This window comes from Streptomyces sp. NPDC041713 (assembly GCF_055591085.1).
Genome location: NZ_JBVIZY010000022.1, coordinates 1 through 16,264, shown reverse-complemented (window position 1 = coordinate 16,264; position 16,264 = coordinate 1). Strand labels below are relative to the sequence as shown.

Below are 16,264 nucleotides of genomic sequence, written 5' to 3'. Positions count from 1 at the left end.
CTCCTGCGTAGCCTCAGCCTCAGACCGCGAGACGGCCCCATACTCGGTAGCCTGAGCCGCCGTCGAACTCCTGGCTGGGTCGCTTCGTTCGGGTCAGGCCGTTCCCGGTCGGGCAACGAAGTCGGCTTCGTCACGCCGACCACCTGCCCGTCGTGGTAGGTGAGCTCGACGTCCCGGCCGCCCGGAATGTCCAGGCCGTCAATGTCCTCAGGATCTGTTTGCTGTTGCGGTAGTTGGTGTGCAGCACCTGCCCGAGGTCTCCGCGGATGTCGATGCCCGCGTCCGCAAGGCGGAACCCGCGTGAGTAGACGGCCTGTTGGCCGTCGCCGACCAGTAGCAGCCCGTTGCGAGCGTCACCGACCGGCGCGTGCAGGAGGCGGACCCCGACGAGAGTGAGGTCCTGGACCTCATCGACAATCACAGCGGAATAGCGCGGCTCGTCGGTCCGCCGCGTCGCCTCCGTCAGGGCGAGGGTGAGGACGTCGCTGAAATCATGCGCGCCCCGTTCGATGCGTAAGGACTCGTCCGCCTCGTACTAGGCCCACACTGCCTGCCGGTGCGACCGGCGCCGGCTCGACCTCCGCCAGGCGCTGTCTCGCCCGATGTGCTTCCAAGCCAGGCTGAGGGCAGTCTCGGCCGTGTCCCCATGTAGCCGAACCTGGACGTCGCGCTCCTGCAAGCACTCCTGCGCCCAGGAACGCAGGCTGCGGAAGTCCACCCTGTCCGCGACGACCGGGGACACGGTCTTGAAGAAGGTGCCCTGCACCCCGGGGCAGGTTGTTGGCGAACGTGACGTACAGGATCGGCCGCTGGTGCGCCGGGCGAGGTGAGCCGCGCGGTGCAAGCCCACGAGTGTCTTGCCCGTGCCCCCGTTGGGGAGCACCTAGGAAGAATGGGCGGCGCTGGGGAGCGGGGCACCGTCCGCATCGCCAGCCATTCCGTAAGCCTCGACCAGCCAACTTCCGCCAACTTCCGCCAGCCTCCCTGCGTACGCCGTCACGGTGAGTCTTGGCTGACACGGTCACACGGAACGGCGTACACGGGGAGGACCGGTTGGAACCGAGGAGTGCCGCGGCGGCAGGGAAGGGCTTCCCATGTGCCGCACGTACGACGTGCTACATCGAGATCCACGAAGACGGCACAGTGACGCACGGGGGCGGGCACGCCGCGTACGAGCGGACCGCGGCCTGCAAGTCCCGCCACTTCGCAGTCTGGCCCGGCGAGTGGTCGAGCCACTTGTTCGCGGTCGACGACCTGGCCGAGTACACGAAGGCGCACGGAATCAAGCACCCGCCCACCAGCGCTTCGGCCTCCGGTTCCTCTCCCGTCTGCACACCACGACCGGCGTGGCAGTCGCGCTGCAGGAGGACGAGGTCGGCGGCATCGGGTGGCGTCCCGTGGACCGAGTAACCCGACCGACCCCGCGCGAGAAGCTCCTCAAGCTCCCCCTCCAGGCCGAACCGGAGACGGCCAACGCCTCCGTCCTGATCTACAACGACCGCGGCGAGTACCTGCTCCACCTGCGCGACAACTTCCCCGGAGGGATCTGGGAGCCGGGCATGTGGTCCCTGCTGGGCGGCGGCCGAGAGCCCCAGGACGCCACCCTGGAACACACCGTGCGACGCGAGTTGCACGAGAAGACCGGCCTGGACATCGCCGACCTGACCCCGTTCGGCACCGAGTACGCCACCGACGACGCCGGCGCGACCGTGTCCATCGCCATCTACGCCGGCCGTTGGAACGGTGACCCGCGCGACCTCCGCCTGACAGAAGGGGTGATGCTGGCCTGGTTCACCCCCGACAACCTCCACCGCCTGCGCATCGCGGACTCCACCAGCGATCTCGTACGGCGCCACGCCGCCAGCCACCCGGCGCCGCAGAGCGAGCCCGAACCCGAGGAAGAAGGTCCGGCTTCACCGCACGGCACGGTCCCCAACATCATCGGCGTCCACCTCTATCTGGAGCGGCCCGACGGGACGGTGCTGCTCGGGCTGCGCCACCCCAACTCCGCCTTCGCGCCGTCCACCTGGCACGTCCTGGCGGGCCACTGCGAACAGGAGAACGCCATCAACTGCCTGATCAGGGAGGCAGAGGAGGAAGCCGGCCTGCACATCGAGCGCGACGACGTCGAACTCGTCCACGTCATCCACCACATCGGCAGGCCCAGGAACCCGCCCCGCCTGGGCCTGTTCTTCCGCGCCCGCGCCTGGCGCGGCGAGCCGGAGCTGCGCGAGCCGGACAAGTGCACCCAGTGGAAATTCTGGGACCCCACCGCCCTTCCCGACGATCTCGTCCCGTATACCCGACTGGCTATCGCGAAGATCCTGAACGGCGAGCTGTACAGCGAGACGGGCTGGCCCGCATGACCGGCACAGCGACCAACACGCCCCGCCACGTGACCGCTGCGACAGCGGCCGGACGTCTCGACACCCGCCTCGTAGTGATCCGCGGAAACTCGGCGTCGGGCAAGTCGAGCGTGGCCCAGGGCCTGCGAGAGCACTACGGCCGCGGCGTCGCGATCGTGGGCCAGGACGTGATCCGGCGAAATGTGCTGCGCGAGCACGACACCACGGGCGGTGCCAACATCGCCCTGCTCGGCAGGATCGCCCGCGGAGCACTGGACGCCGGCTTTCACGTCGTACTCGAAGGGGTCCTCTACGCCGACCGCTACAGCCACATGATCACGTCTTTGGTCCGGGACCACCGCGGCGTCTCGGCCTGCTACTACCTCGACGTGCCTCTGGAAGTGACTCTGGCCCGGCACGCGTCGAAAGCGGACGCCGCGTACCTGAAGCAGGTCACCGACGCCCACCTCGCCTTCTGGTACCGCGAGTTGGACCTGCTCCCCGGCGGTCCGGAGACCGTGGTCCCGGCCGACAGCACGCTGCAGGACACGGTCGCCCGGATCGTGCGCGACACCGGTCTGACCGCCGTCGCCTCCGCCCCGCCACCGCAGTGCACGCCATCAGAGGGGAACTCGATGAACCTGGTGCTGATGTCCGATCCGCAGGTCGCCGCGGTCCCGGTGTGCGAGTGCGGGGAGCCGCTCGTCGACGTGCGCGACCATGACTTCCGCGTCGACTGCCGCAAGCAAGACCCACTGGGCGCGTTCGCCTACGTACGTGAAGGCGTCCTCGCCCGGTTGAAGCACGCCCGATCGCTCCTGCCCGCCGGCACCGACCTGCTGTTCATCGAGGGCTATCGTCCGCTGTCCCTCCAGCAGCGCTACTTCACCGAGTACGGTAACGAGCTGGCCGCCGCCCACCCCGACTGGACGCCTGAGCAGCTGCACCAGGCCGCCAGCCGGTACGTGTCGCCGCCCGAGATCGCGCCGCACTCCGCGGGCGCGGCCGTGGACGTGACCCTCGTCGACCAGGACGGCCACGAACTCGACCTCGGCACCCGCGTCAACGCCTCCCCGGAGGAGAGCGACGGGGCCTGCTTCACCCACGCGCCGAACCTCAGCGACCAAGCGCGCCACCACCGCACGCTGCTGCTCAAGGCGATGGAGGGCGCGGGTTTCACGAACTACGGAACCGAGTTCTGGCACTTCTCGGTGGCAGACCGGTACGACGCGCTGATGCGGCAGGAGTCGCACGCGCGCTACGGACCAATCGAACTGCCATAGCCCCGGCCCCGCGACCGCGACGGAAAGCATCGAACGGAGGCACGTATGCCTGACGACACCCAGCAGGCGATCCCAGCCGTCCCGAGTCCGGCGGCCGGAGACCAACCACGTGAGCACCACATGCGCCTGCTCGGGCGGTACTACCACCAAGTGGAAGCAGGCCGCAAGACGATCGAAGTGAGAGCGGCCACCCCGAACAAGCGCGCCGTCGGCGTCGGTGACACGGTCGTCTTCCACGACCGGGACACCGGGCGGGAACTCGACGTCATCGTGCGGCGGATCACCCCGTATCCCTCCCTCGGCGAGCTGCTCAACTCGGAGAACACCGCGTACATCGACCCGGACGGCCCGCCCGGAGAGCTGCTCGCCAGCCTCCGAAGCATCTACCCGCCGAGCAAGGAGGCGCTCGGCGTCCTTGCCCTCGCGTTCGACCACCGCCCTGCCCGGCCCGGCCGCCCCATGCCGATGACACCCGCCCAGTACGCGCAGACCGTGCCCCACCACACGGTGTACGGCTGCCTGTACATCCGCGACGAGCACGACCGGCCCGTCCAGCTCCGCTCGGTCTACGGCTCAAGGCTCTGGCAGTTCCCCGGCGGCAACCTGGACGCCCCGGGCGAGGACCCGCTGCAGACCGCTCGGCGCGAGACGGTCGAGGAGACGGGCCTCGAACTCGCTCTGGACACTCCGGAGTTGCTCCTCACGCACTTCCTGCACGCCAGTTCGCGTCTGCCGTTGAACAAGGTGGGGCTCATCTTCGACGGAGGCCGGCTGACCGCCGAACAGCTCGGCCGGATCCGCCTCGACCCCGCCGAGCACGACATGTGGGCCGTCCACGACCTCGCGGCCTGGCAGGAGCTGATGACACCGCGCGCCTTCGCCCGCCTCGACGCCACCGAACGAGCGAGGCGGGGAGAGGGCCCCAGGTTTCTGCTGACGCACACCTGAGCTTCCCACCCCTACCAGGAGGCAACCGTGCCCGCCGAGGACACCAACATCCGGGCCTGGCAGCTCTACGGACAGCGCCAACTCGCCCGCGCCTACACCCCACCCGTCCCCGACCAGCTCAGCTGGACACCCTGGGAAGGGATCGGACCGGGGGCAGAGATCCTCGGCGACATCGCCGGCCGCCGTGTCCTGGACATCGGCTCCGGAGCCGGCCATCACGCCGTCCATCTCGCCGCGGCTCACGGAGCCCGCGTCACCGGCATCGAACGGTCCCGGGCCCAGCACGAACGCGCGGTCACGGCCCACGCGGACGTGGACGGTGCGGAGTTCACCCAGGCAGACGTGGCCGAGTACCTGACCGGGGCCGAGCCGTTCGACGCCGCCTACGCGATCGGGACGCTCTCCTTCATCGACCCGCACCGCTCACTGCCCGCGCTGCGTGACGGCCTGCGCCCCGGCGCCCCTCTGATCCTCTCGCTCCTCCACACCGACCTGCACGGCCGCGGCCCCTCCACCGAAGTGGCACCACGCGAACAGACGCTCCTGCTGGGCGACGGCCCGCCCCTGCCGACGCAGATGTGGGTCCTGGCACCGCAGTTGTGGGAGGACCTGCTCACTCAGTACGGCTTCCGCGTCGAAGCCCTCGACCTGTTCTCGCACCCCGACAAGAACGCCTCGGTCATCCAGCAACTCATCCGCGCCCGGCGCTTGCCCGACCGCCCCGCACGGGTATCCAGCCGCCCCCGTGGCACCAGGCCCCCGGGCGGCCGTCGGCGTGGGTGCCATCCTCCTGAACGAGGAGCGCATCCTGCTCGGCCGTCATCGACGCGGCACCCTCGAACTGCCCGGGGGGACCGTCGAGGCCGGGGAATCCCTCGAAGAGGCCGTGATCCGCGAACTCGGCGAGGAAACCGGCCTGATCGCCCGTCCCAGCGACGTCACGCTCCTGGGCACACTCGTCGACCACGTGGAAAGCGTCTTGCGGGTCACCGTCGGAGCGCTCGTCGGCAATTGGCGGGGGCAGCCGACCACACAGCCGGACGAGAGCGTCGGAGACTGGGCCTGGCACCACCTTGATCACCTTCCGAACGGACTGTTCGTCTGCAGCGCCCAAATCCTCACGGCCTGGCGTCCCGACCTCCCCATCAATCACACACCGGCTCACTACACCCCCTTTACCCACGGCACACCATCAGCGGACGGCCTGTGACCGCGAGTCCGGAGACAATCCCCCCGACCTGCCGCGGGGCTCCCTTCGGCCCAGCGCATACACCAGGGCCGCGGCATACCGGCACGGCTTCAGACATTGGGGCCGGGGACCTGAACGGGAGCCCATGGGCAATTAGGTACCGGTAAGCGCGTAGATTCATCGACGATCAGCAGGCCGGACGAACTCGGTCCGCATCCCGTCGCACTCCCCGAAACCAACGGCTGCACCCCGGCCGTTAGCATCGGCGGCACAGGGACGGCTTCGGCGGGGGACTTCGCAATGAGCTTGGTACTGATTTTTGCCATCGTCGTGGCTGTCGTGCTGGTCGCCGTCGGCTTGGCCGATCAGCGCAGGTTGTGGCGGCGGTTCATGACGAGGTGGTTCCGTAACCCGGAGGCCCATGAGCCCTCTGACGCCGCGGTGACGGGGCTGCGCGTGTTCTTCTTCGCGTGGGCTGCGCTGCTGCTCTTCGCGGGGTGCCAGGCACAGGCGGCCCAGGACAAAATGGACCGGATCGAGCAAGAAATGGATTCCTCTACCAGTCGGTGAGGTCCACTGGATACAGCCCATTCCCAGGTGGAAGTGGCCCTGTTTCCCGGGTAGGTGTGTGTGCCGGTGCGGGCAGAATCCCGCGCACGTATTGGTCCTCCAGCAGCGGCGCGTAGACGCCACCGCTCACGCAGTAACCGTTCCTGCCTTCGAGCCCTCCGCGCGCGTCACGACGCCGACCCACCATGCCCCCGATCAGCCGGCTGCACACCCCCCGGTCAGCAGGTGGACCCCCTGATCGGCAGATGAGGGCACAGCGTCGACACGGTCCCGTTGTGCCCTCTTTGCGGTCTCTTTCTTGAGGCGTCGCAGGCCCCCGACCAAGATCAAGTCTCGGTCCCGGCAGACGCCGGGCCGAGCCTTCGACGAGGAGACAACGTGCAGATCAAGGCGTCCCGACGTATCCGAACCGCCGGCGTCGGCGCGGTCACCGCGGCCGCTGTCCTGACCACGCTCGCCCCCACGGCGCTCGCGGCGGAACCTGCTCACGGTGACGGCAGAGGCAACGCCGCCGAAGGCGTCGCGTACAACGACCAGGAGATCGTCGGGCTCTTCGCGCTCGGCAGCGGCCGCGCCGCACAGGAGAACCCGGACGTGCTCAGCAAGTTCGGCATCCCGCACCAGAACGTGGACGCCGCCAAGACCGCCGCCTTCACCGGCGCGCTGCGTACGGCGGACCCGCAGTTCCACGAGGCGGTCACCGAGAACGTGCAGAGCGGCGACCCGTACAAGGTCGACGCCGGCCTCACCCGTCTCGCGGCCGACGTGAACAAGGTGACCGACAAGAAGTCCCTCCCCGACGGCGTCGCGCGCGGTTCCTTCTGGGTCAAGACGGACAACGTCGTTCTCCAGACCGGCACGGTGGCCACCACGGTGGCGGCCGTCGCCGAGGTCGGCGTGGTCGTCGTGGTCGCGTACCGGCCCGCCGACGACACCTCGCAGTTCACCCGCGAGGCGCTGAACGTCGCGGTGGCCAAGGCTCTGTAAGCGTCCCGGTGGCCGAGGCGCGCGCTCGTGCGCCGAGGCTCCGTGCACCCGTGTACCGGATGCCGCCCCTGCAGAGCGGGCGGCACCCGCACGTCCGAGGAAACGTACATGAGCGACACGTCCCAGGCCGTACGGCGGGAGCGCCGGGCCTTCGTCACGGCTGCCGCCGCGCTGTCCGCCGTCCTGATCGCCTCCATCTACTTCGCCATGCCGCGCAACGTGACCACGCAGCCGTGGATGCCTCCGGTGAAGACGGCCTTCTCCGCGTTCGTGCCCCAGGGCTGGGCCTTCTTCACCAAGGACCCGCAGAGCGAACAGTTCGGCGCCTACCGGTTGCGCGGCGGTGGAGCGCAGCCGGAGAACCTCTCCTTGACCCCGCAGGGCAGGGCCGGGAATCTCTTCGGCCTGTCGCGGCGGCAGCGCGCGCAGGGGCCCGAGGAGGCGCTGCTCGCCTCCAAGGTCCGTGCTTGGGAGACCTGTCAGGGCTCCAACGACGACTGCCTGCGCGCGGCCGCCACCCGGCCCGCCGCCTCGGTCACCAACCCCTCACCCCTGCCCTCGCTCTGCGGAGACGTCGTCGTGACCAACCAGAGGCCCGTGCCTTGGGCCTACCGTGAAGTGCTGTCCGAGACCTCACGCGTGACCCGTGCGGCACATCTGAGGATCCGGTGCGATGACTGAGACGACGGGGACGACGGAGACCGGGCCGAGAGCGGCGCGAGCCTCGACGGCCGACGTCAACGGGCCGACGACCGAACCGAATACGGTGGATACGGCGAAGACGGCGAAGTCGGCGAAGTCAGCAAAGACGAGCTGTGCCCCATCGGGGACCGGCCAGAGCGGGAAGACGGCCGTGCGAGTGGCGGATCCGCCGCCGGGCCGGCTTCCCGACGCCGTGGACCGGGCACTGCGCAAGTTCGACCCACGCTCGGTGTGGTTCGGCTGGGGCCGGACGGTCATCGCCCTGGCGCATCTGGTCACGCTGGCCTTCACTCCGTCCGCCGCGCTGCTCCACCCTCTCCTCGGCGAGCAGCCCTACCCGCACTGTGCGGGTGTGCAGGCCATCTCCACGTACTGCGTGGGTGGTGACGCGGTCTCCCAGGAGTGGCGTCGCTGGATCATGGTCGCGCTGCTCGCCCTGGTCGCCAGCGGATACCGGCCCCGCTGGACGGTGTGGGTCCACGCCTGGATCGCGTACTCGATCGGCGTCAGCACCGCGTTGCCCGACGGCGGCGAGGCCATCGCGCGGATCGTCTGCCTGCTCCTGATCCTGATGGGCTTGGCCGACGACCGGCGTTGGCACTGGCAGCGGCCGACCACCGCGCTCGGACCGCGGCGTCGTGGCGTGGCCTTCGCCGCGTTCTGGGCGCTGCGCGTACAGCTGGTGATCCTTTATCTGCAGTCGGGCATCAGCAAGTTCGGCGTCGCGGACTGGTTGAACGGTTCGGCCGAGTACTACGTGTTGCGCGACCCGGTCTTCGGAGTGGCCGAGCCGCTCGCCGCGCCGCTGCTGAAGATGTCCGGAAACGGGCTGCTGGTCAGTGCGATGACCTGGGGTGCGATCCTCATTGAGGTGGTCATCGCCGCACTGTTGATCGGCCCGCAACGCTGGCGGAAGTTGGCCTTCCGGATGGATGTGCTGCTGCACGGCGCCATCATCGCGACCATCGGGCTGTGGAGCTTCAGTCTGATCATGATCGGTGCAGCCGCCGTCGCGGCCACTCCGGACCGCGTGGATCCCGATCGAGAACCGAAGCCGACCCGAGAACCGAAGCCGACCTGAGAACCGAAGCCGACCCTCACCTCCCACCCCGGCTCAAGGAGAGACACATGACTGCGGACACCATCATCGCGTGCGGAAAGGGCCACGTCTTCTGGGGAAGGTGGGTGCACGGAGCCTCGGTGACCACCATTCGCCTCGGGCCGCGCCGGCTGGGCATGTGCAAGGCGGGCCGGCATCTGTCGCTGCTCCGCCGCGTCGACGAGAGGGAGCTGACCGCCGCGCAGCGCGCCACCCTCTTCGACGCACCGTGACGGGGGTACGCCTCGACGGGGTCGTCGCCGGATACCGCGGACGCCCGGTGATCGGCCCCATCGACACGGAACTCGACCACGGGGTGCATGTCCTGCTCGGGCGCAACGGCGCCGGGAAGACCACGCTCATGCGGGTGTTGGCCGGTATTCTCCCGCCGCTCGCGGGCCGGGTGCTGATCGACGGCACCGACGTGGCCGACCACCGAGAGGCGAAGCGCGCCATCGGCGTACTGACCCACCGTGCCGCGCTCAGCCCGCAGCTGAGCGTGCGCGACAACCTGGAGTTCTGGGCCCGGGTGCAGGGCCTGGACGCCGCGCGGCGCGGCACGCGCATACGGGAGGCGGCCGCACGGTTCGACATCGAAGGGCTCCTCGACCGCCGCACCGCCCGGCTCAGCAGAGGCCAGCTCCAGCGCGCCGACCTGGCCCGGCTCACCCTGCCCGACCCTCATGTCCTGCTGCTCGACGAGCCGTTGACGGGGCTCGACCCGGTCAGCGCCGAACACACCCGCGCGCTCGTACGGTCGTGGGGCGAGCGGAAGACCGTCCTGTACTCCACGCACAGCGTGCCGGAGGCGCTGACGCTCGCCTCCCGGCTGCTGGTCCTCAGGGGCGGGGTGCTCACCCGACTACCCACGACCGCGGAACCGGAGCGGAGCGCGTCGCCCTCCGTGTACGACCTGCCGTCGCCCTCCGTGTACGACCTGCGGACCTCGCGCGGCGGTGGAGGCTGGGAGCGGATCAGCGTCGGGCCGGACACGACGATCGGTGAGCACATCGCCGGGCTCGTCGCCGACGGCGTCGAGGTCACCGGCGTACGCCCGGTTTCCGCGGTCGCCGTGGACACCGCCGACGCCACCGGCACCGCCGGGACCCTCGACGGCCGTGCGGGCGGCACCGGGGGCGTCGCGCGGTCCGCCGTCGAAACCGCCATCCATCGACTCCTGGACGATTCCTCATGACCACAGGTGGACTCCTCGGCGCCCTCCTCCTCCGCACCTGGCGTCACCAGGGCCGCCAGGCCCTGCTCGTACCCCTGGCCGCCGGGACGGGGCTCGTTGCCCTGCTGCTCGTGCTGCCGTACGTCTTTCCCGACGCGGTCCACGGAGAGCTCGTCGCCGCCGACAACGGTCTGGTCGCCGTGTCCGGTCTCCACTCCGACACCGCCCGTGCGCTGAGCACCGCGCTGCTCGTCGCACCCACGCTGCTCGGAGTGGCCGCCGCGCTGATCACGGGAGCGATCAGCCGCGCCGTGATCTCCGGGGACCTCGCCGGCGGCTCCATGGAAGCGCTGCTGGCCACACCGGTGCGCCTGCGTTCCGTGTATCTCGCCTACACCGCGTGCGCGTTGATCACGGGCGCTCTGTCGTGGCTCGTCCTGGTCCTCTGCTTCACCGGATTCGCCTGGGTGTCCCTGGCGTTGGGCGGCAGCAGCGTGCATCTCAGTGCCGGCTACTTGCTGTTGGGGCTGCTCGTCCCGGCCGCGTCCGTGGTGTGGGCCGCCGCCGCCACCGTGTTCATCGGCTTCCGCTGGCCCGCCGGACTGCGGCCGACGTCGGGGTTGGGCGGGGGACTCGCTCGGGCGGTCGCCCTGCTGCCCGCCCTGGGAGCGACCACGGCCGGGAGCGTGGCGCCGGAGGCGTACACGACGATGACGGGCTGGTACGTGAGCGGCACCGTTGCTCTGGCGGCCGCACTGCTCGTGCTGCTGCCGCTGATGTTCCGGGCGGAACGGGTGCTGGAATAGCGGATTCCGTCTGGAACGGCGGGTGCCGGGAGGGCCCCCTCGGCCGCTCAAGGCCGTACTCGCCCGGTTTGCGCAAGTCAGGACGGGAATCCCATGATGGGTACTTGATCATCAGGGGACCGCGGGGGCGACGGGGGCTACGGGGACAGTGGCGGGCAAACGGGTGGGCCGACCTGGTGAGGTCATCGACGCCAGGGACTCCAGGGACTCCAGGGTTGCCGATAGCAAGGGTGCCCGGGACGCCGGAGACGCCCTGAGTCTGATCGACGTCGTAATCGTCGATGACGAGGAGCTGTTCCGTACGGGATTGCGGATGCTCCTGGAGACGGCCGGGGACATTCGCGTGGTCGCGGCGTGCGAGGCGGACGGCGTGCTGAAGGCCGTCGCCGCCCACTCGCCCGACGTGGTGCTGCTCGACATCCGAATGCCTCAACGTGACGGCCTCGCCGTGCTCGAGGACCTCAAGGGGCGCATCCCGACACCGGCCGTGGTCATGCTGACCTCCTTCAGCGCCGACGCGTACGTGGTGCGGGCGCTGCGCGCCGGGGCGGACGGGTTCCTGCTCAAGGACAGCGATCCGGACGACCTCATCCGCGCCGTGCGCGCGGCGGCGGTGGGCGGTGGACATCTCTCCCCGTCCATCGCCACGGCGGTCGTGGAGGGGTACGCCTCCTCGCTCGGTGGCGGTACGGTTTCGGGCGCGGGATCGTCTGCGGGGCCACACAGTCAGCGGGACGCGACCTCGTCGCCGTCCGACCTGTCGGAACGCGACGCCGTGGAAGGCGACGCATCGGGGCACCACGCGGGACGCGACGCATCGGGGCGCGATGTCGTGGAACGCGGCGCATCGGGGCACGACGTCGTGGGACGCGACGCTGCCGGTGCGGAGCAGCGGGCCGCGTCGCGTGCATTGCGGGGGCGCCTGGCCTGGCTCACCGCCCGTGAGCGCGAAGTGCTCACCCTGCTCGGCACCGGCCTGTCCAACCCGGAGATCGCGGAGCGGCTCGCCATCACTCCCGGCACGGCCAAGGAGCACGTCAGCGCCACGCTGGCGAAGCTCGGCACGGACAACCGGGTACGAGCCGCGGTCATCGCCTACCGGGCCGGTCTCTTCGACGGCCCCGGCGCAGCCCCCATGCCGGGACGCGCTGACGAAGCGCCCCCGGAACCGGCGCGATGACCCCCGCCGCGCCCCGGCTCCGGCCCTTGCGTCGCCGCTGTGCCACAGAGGCCGTCGTGCTGCTTTTCACGGGCACCGACCTGCTGGTGGAGATCCTCGAGGGCGAGAAGCAGCGGCCGGGTCCGTACGGGTTGGCGCTGACGGTTCTCGCTTTGGCGGCGCTGCCGTGGCGGCGGCGCCGACCCGTGCTCGTGCTGGCCCTGACGCTGCCCGCGCTCCCGGCAGGCATGCAACTGGCCTCCATGGTGGCTCTGGTCGCGGCGGCTCGGGTGCTTCCGCTCCTGCCGGCGTCGCTCTGCGCGATCGTGGTGTCCGGGAGCGAGCTCTTGGACCAACTCCTGTGGCGCGACGGAACATCGCACGCGCCCGGCGATGTGCTGGAGGCGCTGGTGTATTGCGCCGTGTTCGGTGCGGCACCGGCCGCGCTCGGGCAGTTGCTGCGTTCCCGGGCCCGCGTGGCCGAACAGGTCGTGGCCCTTCGGCGGAGCCAGGAGCGTGCCCTGAGAAGTGAACGAGCCACCGTCGAGGAGGCCGCGCGAGCCGCGCTCGCCCGCGAGATGCACGACGTGGTGGGGCACGAGATGAGCCTGATCTCGGTGAGGGCAGCGGTGCTGGCGCGGCGGGCCCCGGACGCGGAGACCCGCCATGAGGCCGAACTGATCCGCGCGGTGAGCCTGCGCGCCCTGGACGAGACCCGGCACTTGGTCAGGGCGTTGCGGGGACAGCGTCCCGAGGAGTCGAGCGTGCCGATCGGCTCGCGCCTGGCCGACATCCCCGTCCTCGTCGAACGCAGCGGACTCACGGTGCGGCCTCTGATCGTCGCTCCGGGGGCAGGGACCCACTGGCCCGCCACAGTGGAACTCGCCGCCTATCGCACGGTGCAGGAGGCGCTGACCAACGTACTCAAACACGGTGACGTCGACGTCCCGGTCGCCCTGCGCGTCGAGTCCGTGGACGGCGACACGTGCCTGGTCGTCGAGGTCCGCAGCGGGCTGACCTGGGGCGCCGGGGGCGCGGCCACATCCGACAACACAAGGGCAGCCAACTCCACCGAGGGCGGCGGCCATGGTCTGACCGGCCTGCGTGAGCGCGCCCGCATCCTGGACGGCGCGCTCACCGCGGGCCCGACGCCGGACGGATGCTTCCTGCTCCGAGCCGCGTTTCCGGCCCCGGGGCACGGGCTCATGGGACCGGAGTACGAACGTGGGCGTGGTTGCCGTCGCCCCGGGTGATGCTCGTCCATGCCGGCCACCGCATCATCGGGCAGCCCGCCCGCTTCTCGTCGAGCGCCCGGACGGCGTCACACCACAAGAGCGAGATTGCCCTGGATGTGGCCCGTGTCGAGGAGCCGGTGGGCGCCGGACTCTTGGTCGTACGGGAACCTGTTCACGATGCTCTTGGTGCCCTTGCCCCTTGATGCGGGTGATGCGGGTGATGCGGGTGGTGCGCCGGCGTGAGGGCCTCTCTCGGCGCCGCGTCGTCGTACGTGCGGCGATCAGGCGGTCGCCAGGGAGATTTCCGTCGACTTGATCAGCGCGACGACGGAGGAACCGGCCGTGAGGCCGAGCTCGGTGACCGCGTCCTTGGTGATGGCTGCGGTGAGCGCGCCGCCCTCGACGTCGACCTTGACGGAGGCCATCGCGCCGCCGGTGGCGATGGCGGCGACGGTGCCCGCGATCTGGTTGCGGATGGAGAGGCCGGAGGCGGGGCCGGTGGCCAGGGACACCTCGGTGGACTTCACGAGGACCCTGACCTCGTCGCCCTCGGCGAGGCCGAGGTCCTTGACGGATTCGGTGGTGATCGCGGCGGTGATGTCCTGGCCGCCCGCGAGGCGGACCTTGACGGTCGCCATGGCCTCGCCGGTGGTGACGGACGCGACGGTGCCGGGGAGCTGGTTGCGGATGCTCAGGCTCAGGCTCATGGTCGTACTGCCTTACGGAGTCGGTTGCACGGGAGCGTGGCCGCCAAGGGGGCGGCCTGCCGCTTCCGAAGGTAGTACGTCCACAAAGGACCGTTTCGGGGCGCGCCGCGTCTGCGAGATGGAATGCCAGGAATGCCATATCCGTCTGGCAGAGCGCCCGAGGACGAAGGCGCGAGGTTTTCGCGTGCGTCGGCCGGGGGGGACACCCTCGCAGTAATCCGCCTATAGCTGCGCTCCTGAACGGCTTCAGGCTGTCAACGTGTCGGCCAGGATGCGCAGCGCGGTCTCCTGATCGCCGGTCCAGTGAAAGGCGGCGTCTGATCGGCGCATCCGTCCCCAGAGGAGCAGCAGGAGTTCCTCCGCCGTCGCGGAGAGCGTGGCCACTGCAGTGCCGGGGCCGTACACCCAGGATGTCCCGGTGTCCGTCGCGTGCAGACGCAGGGCGTGCTGCGGGCACTGTGCTCGTCCCCGTGCCATCTGCCGTGGTGCCATCGTGTCGAAGACCTCGGCCACGCCTTCGCCGGCCAGTGTCGGGTCGAGTGATCGCCTGATGCCCAGTGCGTTCTCGGCGTCCCAGCGGTGAATGAGCGTCTCCAGTGCACGGCGCCGCTGCCAGAAACCGACCGTGTGCGGCGGGTGGAAAGTCCAGGCTTTGACACCCGGGTCGGTGTCGAGCGCCTTGAGCAGAGTCGTTGAACTCTCCTCGAACCAACGCGCCAGCTCTCCAGGGTCACGCGGGGCCGGGGCTGCCTCGTACTAGCCGTGATGCTCGGTAACAGCGGTTGCCGCCCAAAGATTTGAGCTGCCCATGTGCTCAGCCAGATCATGGAGCACCCACTCGCCGCAGTGCTCGACAGGTACGGCCAAGTCACCGTCGAGGCACGCGTGGAACGCGTCGAGTTCGTCACTCAGGTGCTGCAGCAGAGATTCCGAGTCCATGACCAGCGAACCTAACTCAGTCGGCCGACTGACAGGGCGCCCCGGATCCGACCCATCGGACAGGCCCCAGGCGGCCGACAGCCGCACGGCCCCGCGGCTTAAACACACGTCAACCCAGACCCTCCCTGCCCACACCCACACCCACACCCACACCCACACCCAGGCCCAACAGAGCTCGCGCACCGGCAAGTTGGCCTCCCCGCCACCCCGTAGATCAGAATCACCCCATGGACAACACAACGACCACCGACACCTCCGCCCCTCCCCCCGCACAGGGGTTGCTGGCCGGCAAGGTTGCCTTCATCACCGGTGCCGGACGCGGGATCGGGGCCGCGGCGGCTCGGTTGTTCGCGAAGGAGGGGGCTCGGGTGATGCTCGCGGCGCGTACGGAGAGCCAGTTGCAGGCGGTGACCGAGGAGATCCGGGAGGCGAGCGGCACCGCGGACTACGTGGTGTGCGACGTGGCCGACGCGGCCGGTGTGCGCGCCGCCGTCGACCGCACGGTGGAGCTTTACGGCCGACTCGACGTCGCCTTCAACAACGCCGCGACGGGCATCCCTCCCGGCCCGATGGACCAGGTGACCGAGGCCGACTTCGACCACATCTACGGCGTGAATCTCAGGGGCCCCTGGCTGGCCATGGTCGCCGAGGTCACCGCCATCCGCGCCACCGCCGGGACGGGGGCCATCGTCAACAACTCCAGCGTCGGCAGTCTGAGGGGCAACCCCCAACTGCCCGCCTACGGCGCGATGAAGCGGGCGCTCAACAGCCTCACCGAGTCGGCCGCCGTCACCTACGGACCGGAAGGCATACGGGTCAACGCGATCGCCCCCGGCACCACGCTGACCGAGATGATCCGTTCCTGGGAAGCGAATTCTCCCGGAGTCATCGACCGGCTCAACGCGCAGACTCCCCTGCGCCGTGCGGCCGACCCCGACGAGATCGCCCAGGCCGCCGCCTGGCTCCTCAGCGACCGCTCCTCCTACGTGACCGGCACGGTTCTTCGGGTGGACGGCGGCATGCGGGCCTAGGTCGTGTCCGCATAGTCAGGGCAGCCAGAGCTGTAGGCAGGCGAGGGTGACCATGGCTTCGTAGTGGCGAGCCCGTTTGGCGTAGCGGGT

17 protein-coding genes and 2 pseudogenes are annotated in these 16,264 nt (G+C 70.0%); 15 read left to right on the top strand and 4 right to left on the bottom strand.

What is annotated here, in order from left to right:
* Positions 1-130: 130 nt before the first annotated feature.
* Entirely contained in the window at positions 131-466 is a 336-nt protein-coding gene (locus ACZ6CV_RS36020; protein WP_469256012.1) for a UvrD-helicase domain-containing protein, read from the bottom strand.
* Between the two features lie 880 nt (positions 467-1,346).
* Here ACZ6CV_RS36020 and ACZ6CV_RS36015 point away from each other — a divergent pair.
* From ACZ6CV_RS36015 to ACZ6CV_RS35950, 14 genes and pseudogenes are all read left to right on the top strand, one after another.
* Positions 1,347-2,366, top strand: a complete 1,020-nt coding sequence (locus ACZ6CV_RS36015; protein WP_469255967.1) for an NUDIX hydrolase — start codon at positions 1,347-1,349, stop codon at positions 2,364-2,366.
* Between the two features lie 29 nt (positions 2,367-2,395).
* Positions 2,396-3,628, top strand: coding sequence for a M15 family metallopeptidase (locus ACZ6CV_RS36010; protein WP_469255965.1), 1,233 nt, complete (start codon positions 2,396-2,398; stop codon positions 3,626-3,628).
* A 45-nt stretch (positions 3,629-3,673) separates the two neighbouring features.
* Positions 3,674-4,576 carry an NUDIX domain-containing protein gene (locus tag ACZ6CV_RS36005; protein WP_469255963.1) on the top strand — a complete coding sequence of 301 codons (903 nt, stop codon included), beginning with the start codon at positions 3,674-3,676 and terminating at the stop codon, positions 4,574-4,576.
* Between the two features lie 27 nt (positions 4,577-4,603).
* Positions 4,604-5,158 (top strand): annotated as a pseudogene (locus tag ACZ6CV_RS36000) (class I SAM-dependent methyltransferase); the annotation flags it as partial.
* A 193-nt stretch (positions 5,159-5,351) separates the two neighbouring features.
* Positions 5,352-5,786 (top strand): NUDIX domain-containing protein, encoded by a 435-nt coding sequence (locus ACZ6CV_RS35995; protein ID WP_469255961.1) that lies wholly within the window; start codon positions 5,352-5,354, stop codon positions 5,784-5,786.
* Between the two features lie 279 nt (positions 5,787-6,065).
* Complete coding sequence (locus ACZ6CV_RS35990; protein WP_469255959.1) at positions 6,066-6,335, top strand: hypothetical protein; 270 nt, start codon at positions 6,066-6,068, stop codon at positions 6,333-6,335.
* A 378-nt stretch (positions 6,336-6,713) separates the two neighbouring features.
* On the top strand, positions 6,714-7,322 hold the full coding sequence (locus tag ACZ6CV_RS35985; RefSeq protein WP_469255958.1) for a hypothetical protein: 609 nt from the start codon (positions 6,714-6,716) through the stop codon (positions 7,320-7,322).
* Positions 7,323-7,430: 108 nt separating this feature from the next.
* Complete coding sequence (locus tag ACZ6CV_RS35980; protein ID WP_469255956.1) at positions 7,431-8,003, top strand: SdpA family antimicrobial peptide system protein; 573 nt, start codon at positions 7,431-7,433, stop codon at positions 8,001-8,003.
* Positions 7,996-9,105, top strand: a complete 1,110-nt coding sequence (locus ACZ6CV_RS35975; protein WP_469255954.1) for a sporulation-delaying protein SdpB family protein — start codon at positions 7,996-7,998, stop codon at positions 9,103-9,105. Before ACZ6CV_RS35980 ends, ACZ6CV_RS35975 begins: the two co-directional genes overlap by 8 nt.
* Before the next feature lie 47 nt (positions 9,106-9,152).
* Complete coding sequence (locus ACZ6CV_RS35970; protein WP_469255952.1) at positions 9,153-9,356, top strand: hypothetical protein; 204 nt, start codon at positions 9,153-9,155, stop codon at positions 9,354-9,356.
* The gene (locus ACZ6CV_RS35965) at positions 9,353-10,318 is read left to right on the top strand and encodes an ABC transporter ATP-binding protein (protein WP_469255950.1); all 966 of its coding nucleotides are present in this window, start codon (positions 9,353-9,355) and stop codon (positions 10,316-10,318) included. The genes ACZ6CV_RS35970 and ACZ6CV_RS35965 overlap by 4 nt, the downstream gene beginning before the upstream one ends.
* The gene (locus ACZ6CV_RS35960; protein ID WP_469255949.1) at positions 10,315-11,103 is read left to right on the top strand and encodes a hypothetical protein; all 789 of its coding nucleotides are present in this window, start codon (positions 10,315-10,317) and stop codon (positions 11,101-11,103) included. Before ACZ6CV_RS35965 ends, ACZ6CV_RS35960 begins: the two co-directional genes overlap by 4 nt.
* 163 nt (positions 11,104-11,266) lie before the next feature.
* Positions 11,267-12,283 carry a response regulator gene (locus ACZ6CV_RS35955; protein WP_469255947.1) on the top strand — a complete coding sequence of 339 codons (1,017 nt, stop codon included), beginning with the start codon at positions 11,267-11,269 and terminating at the stop codon, positions 12,281-12,283.
* A gap of 56 nt (positions 12,284-12,339) precedes the next feature.
* The gene (locus tag ACZ6CV_RS35950; RefSeq protein ID WP_469255945.1) at positions 12,340-13,515 is read left to right on the top strand and encodes a sensor histidine kinase; all 1,176 of its coding nucleotides are present in this window, start codon (positions 12,340-12,342) and stop codon (positions 13,513-13,515) included.
* Positions 13,516-13,778: 263 nt separating this feature from the next.
* Here ACZ6CV_RS35950 and ACZ6CV_RS35945 read toward each other — a convergent pair whose 3' ends face one another.
* From ACZ6CV_RS35945 to ACZ6CV_RS35935, 3 genes and pseudogenes are all read right to left on the bottom strand, one after another.
* Positions 13,779-14,198 carry a TOBE domain-containing protein gene (locus ACZ6CV_RS35945; protein ID WP_469256011.1) on the bottom strand — a complete coding sequence of 140 codons (420 nt, stop codon included), beginning with the start codon at positions 14,196-14,198 and terminating at the stop codon, positions 13,779-13,781.
* Positions 14,199-14,450: 252 nt separating this feature from the next.
* Positions 14,451-14,942 (bottom strand): annotated as a pseudogene (locus ACZ6CV_RS35940) (maleylpyruvate isomerase family mycothiol-dependent enzyme); the annotation flags it as partial.
* Positions 14,943-14,960: 18 nt separating this feature from the next.
* Complete coding sequence (locus ACZ6CV_RS35935; RefSeq protein WP_469255943.1) at positions 14,961-15,143, bottom strand: maleylpyruvate isomerase N-terminal domain-containing protein; 183 nt, start codon at positions 15,141-15,143, stop codon at positions 14,961-14,963.
* A 227-nt stretch (positions 15,144-15,370) separates the two neighbouring features.
* Between ACZ6CV_RS35935 and ACZ6CV_RS35930 the strand changes: the two genes are divergently transcribed.
* On the top strand, positions 15,371-16,174 hold the full coding sequence (locus tag ACZ6CV_RS35930) for an SDR family NAD(P)-dependent oxidoreductase (protein ID WP_469255942.1): 804 nt from the start codon (positions 15,371-15,373) through the stop codon (positions 16,172-16,174).
* The last annotated feature ends 90 nt before the right edge of the window (positions 16,175-16,264 follow it).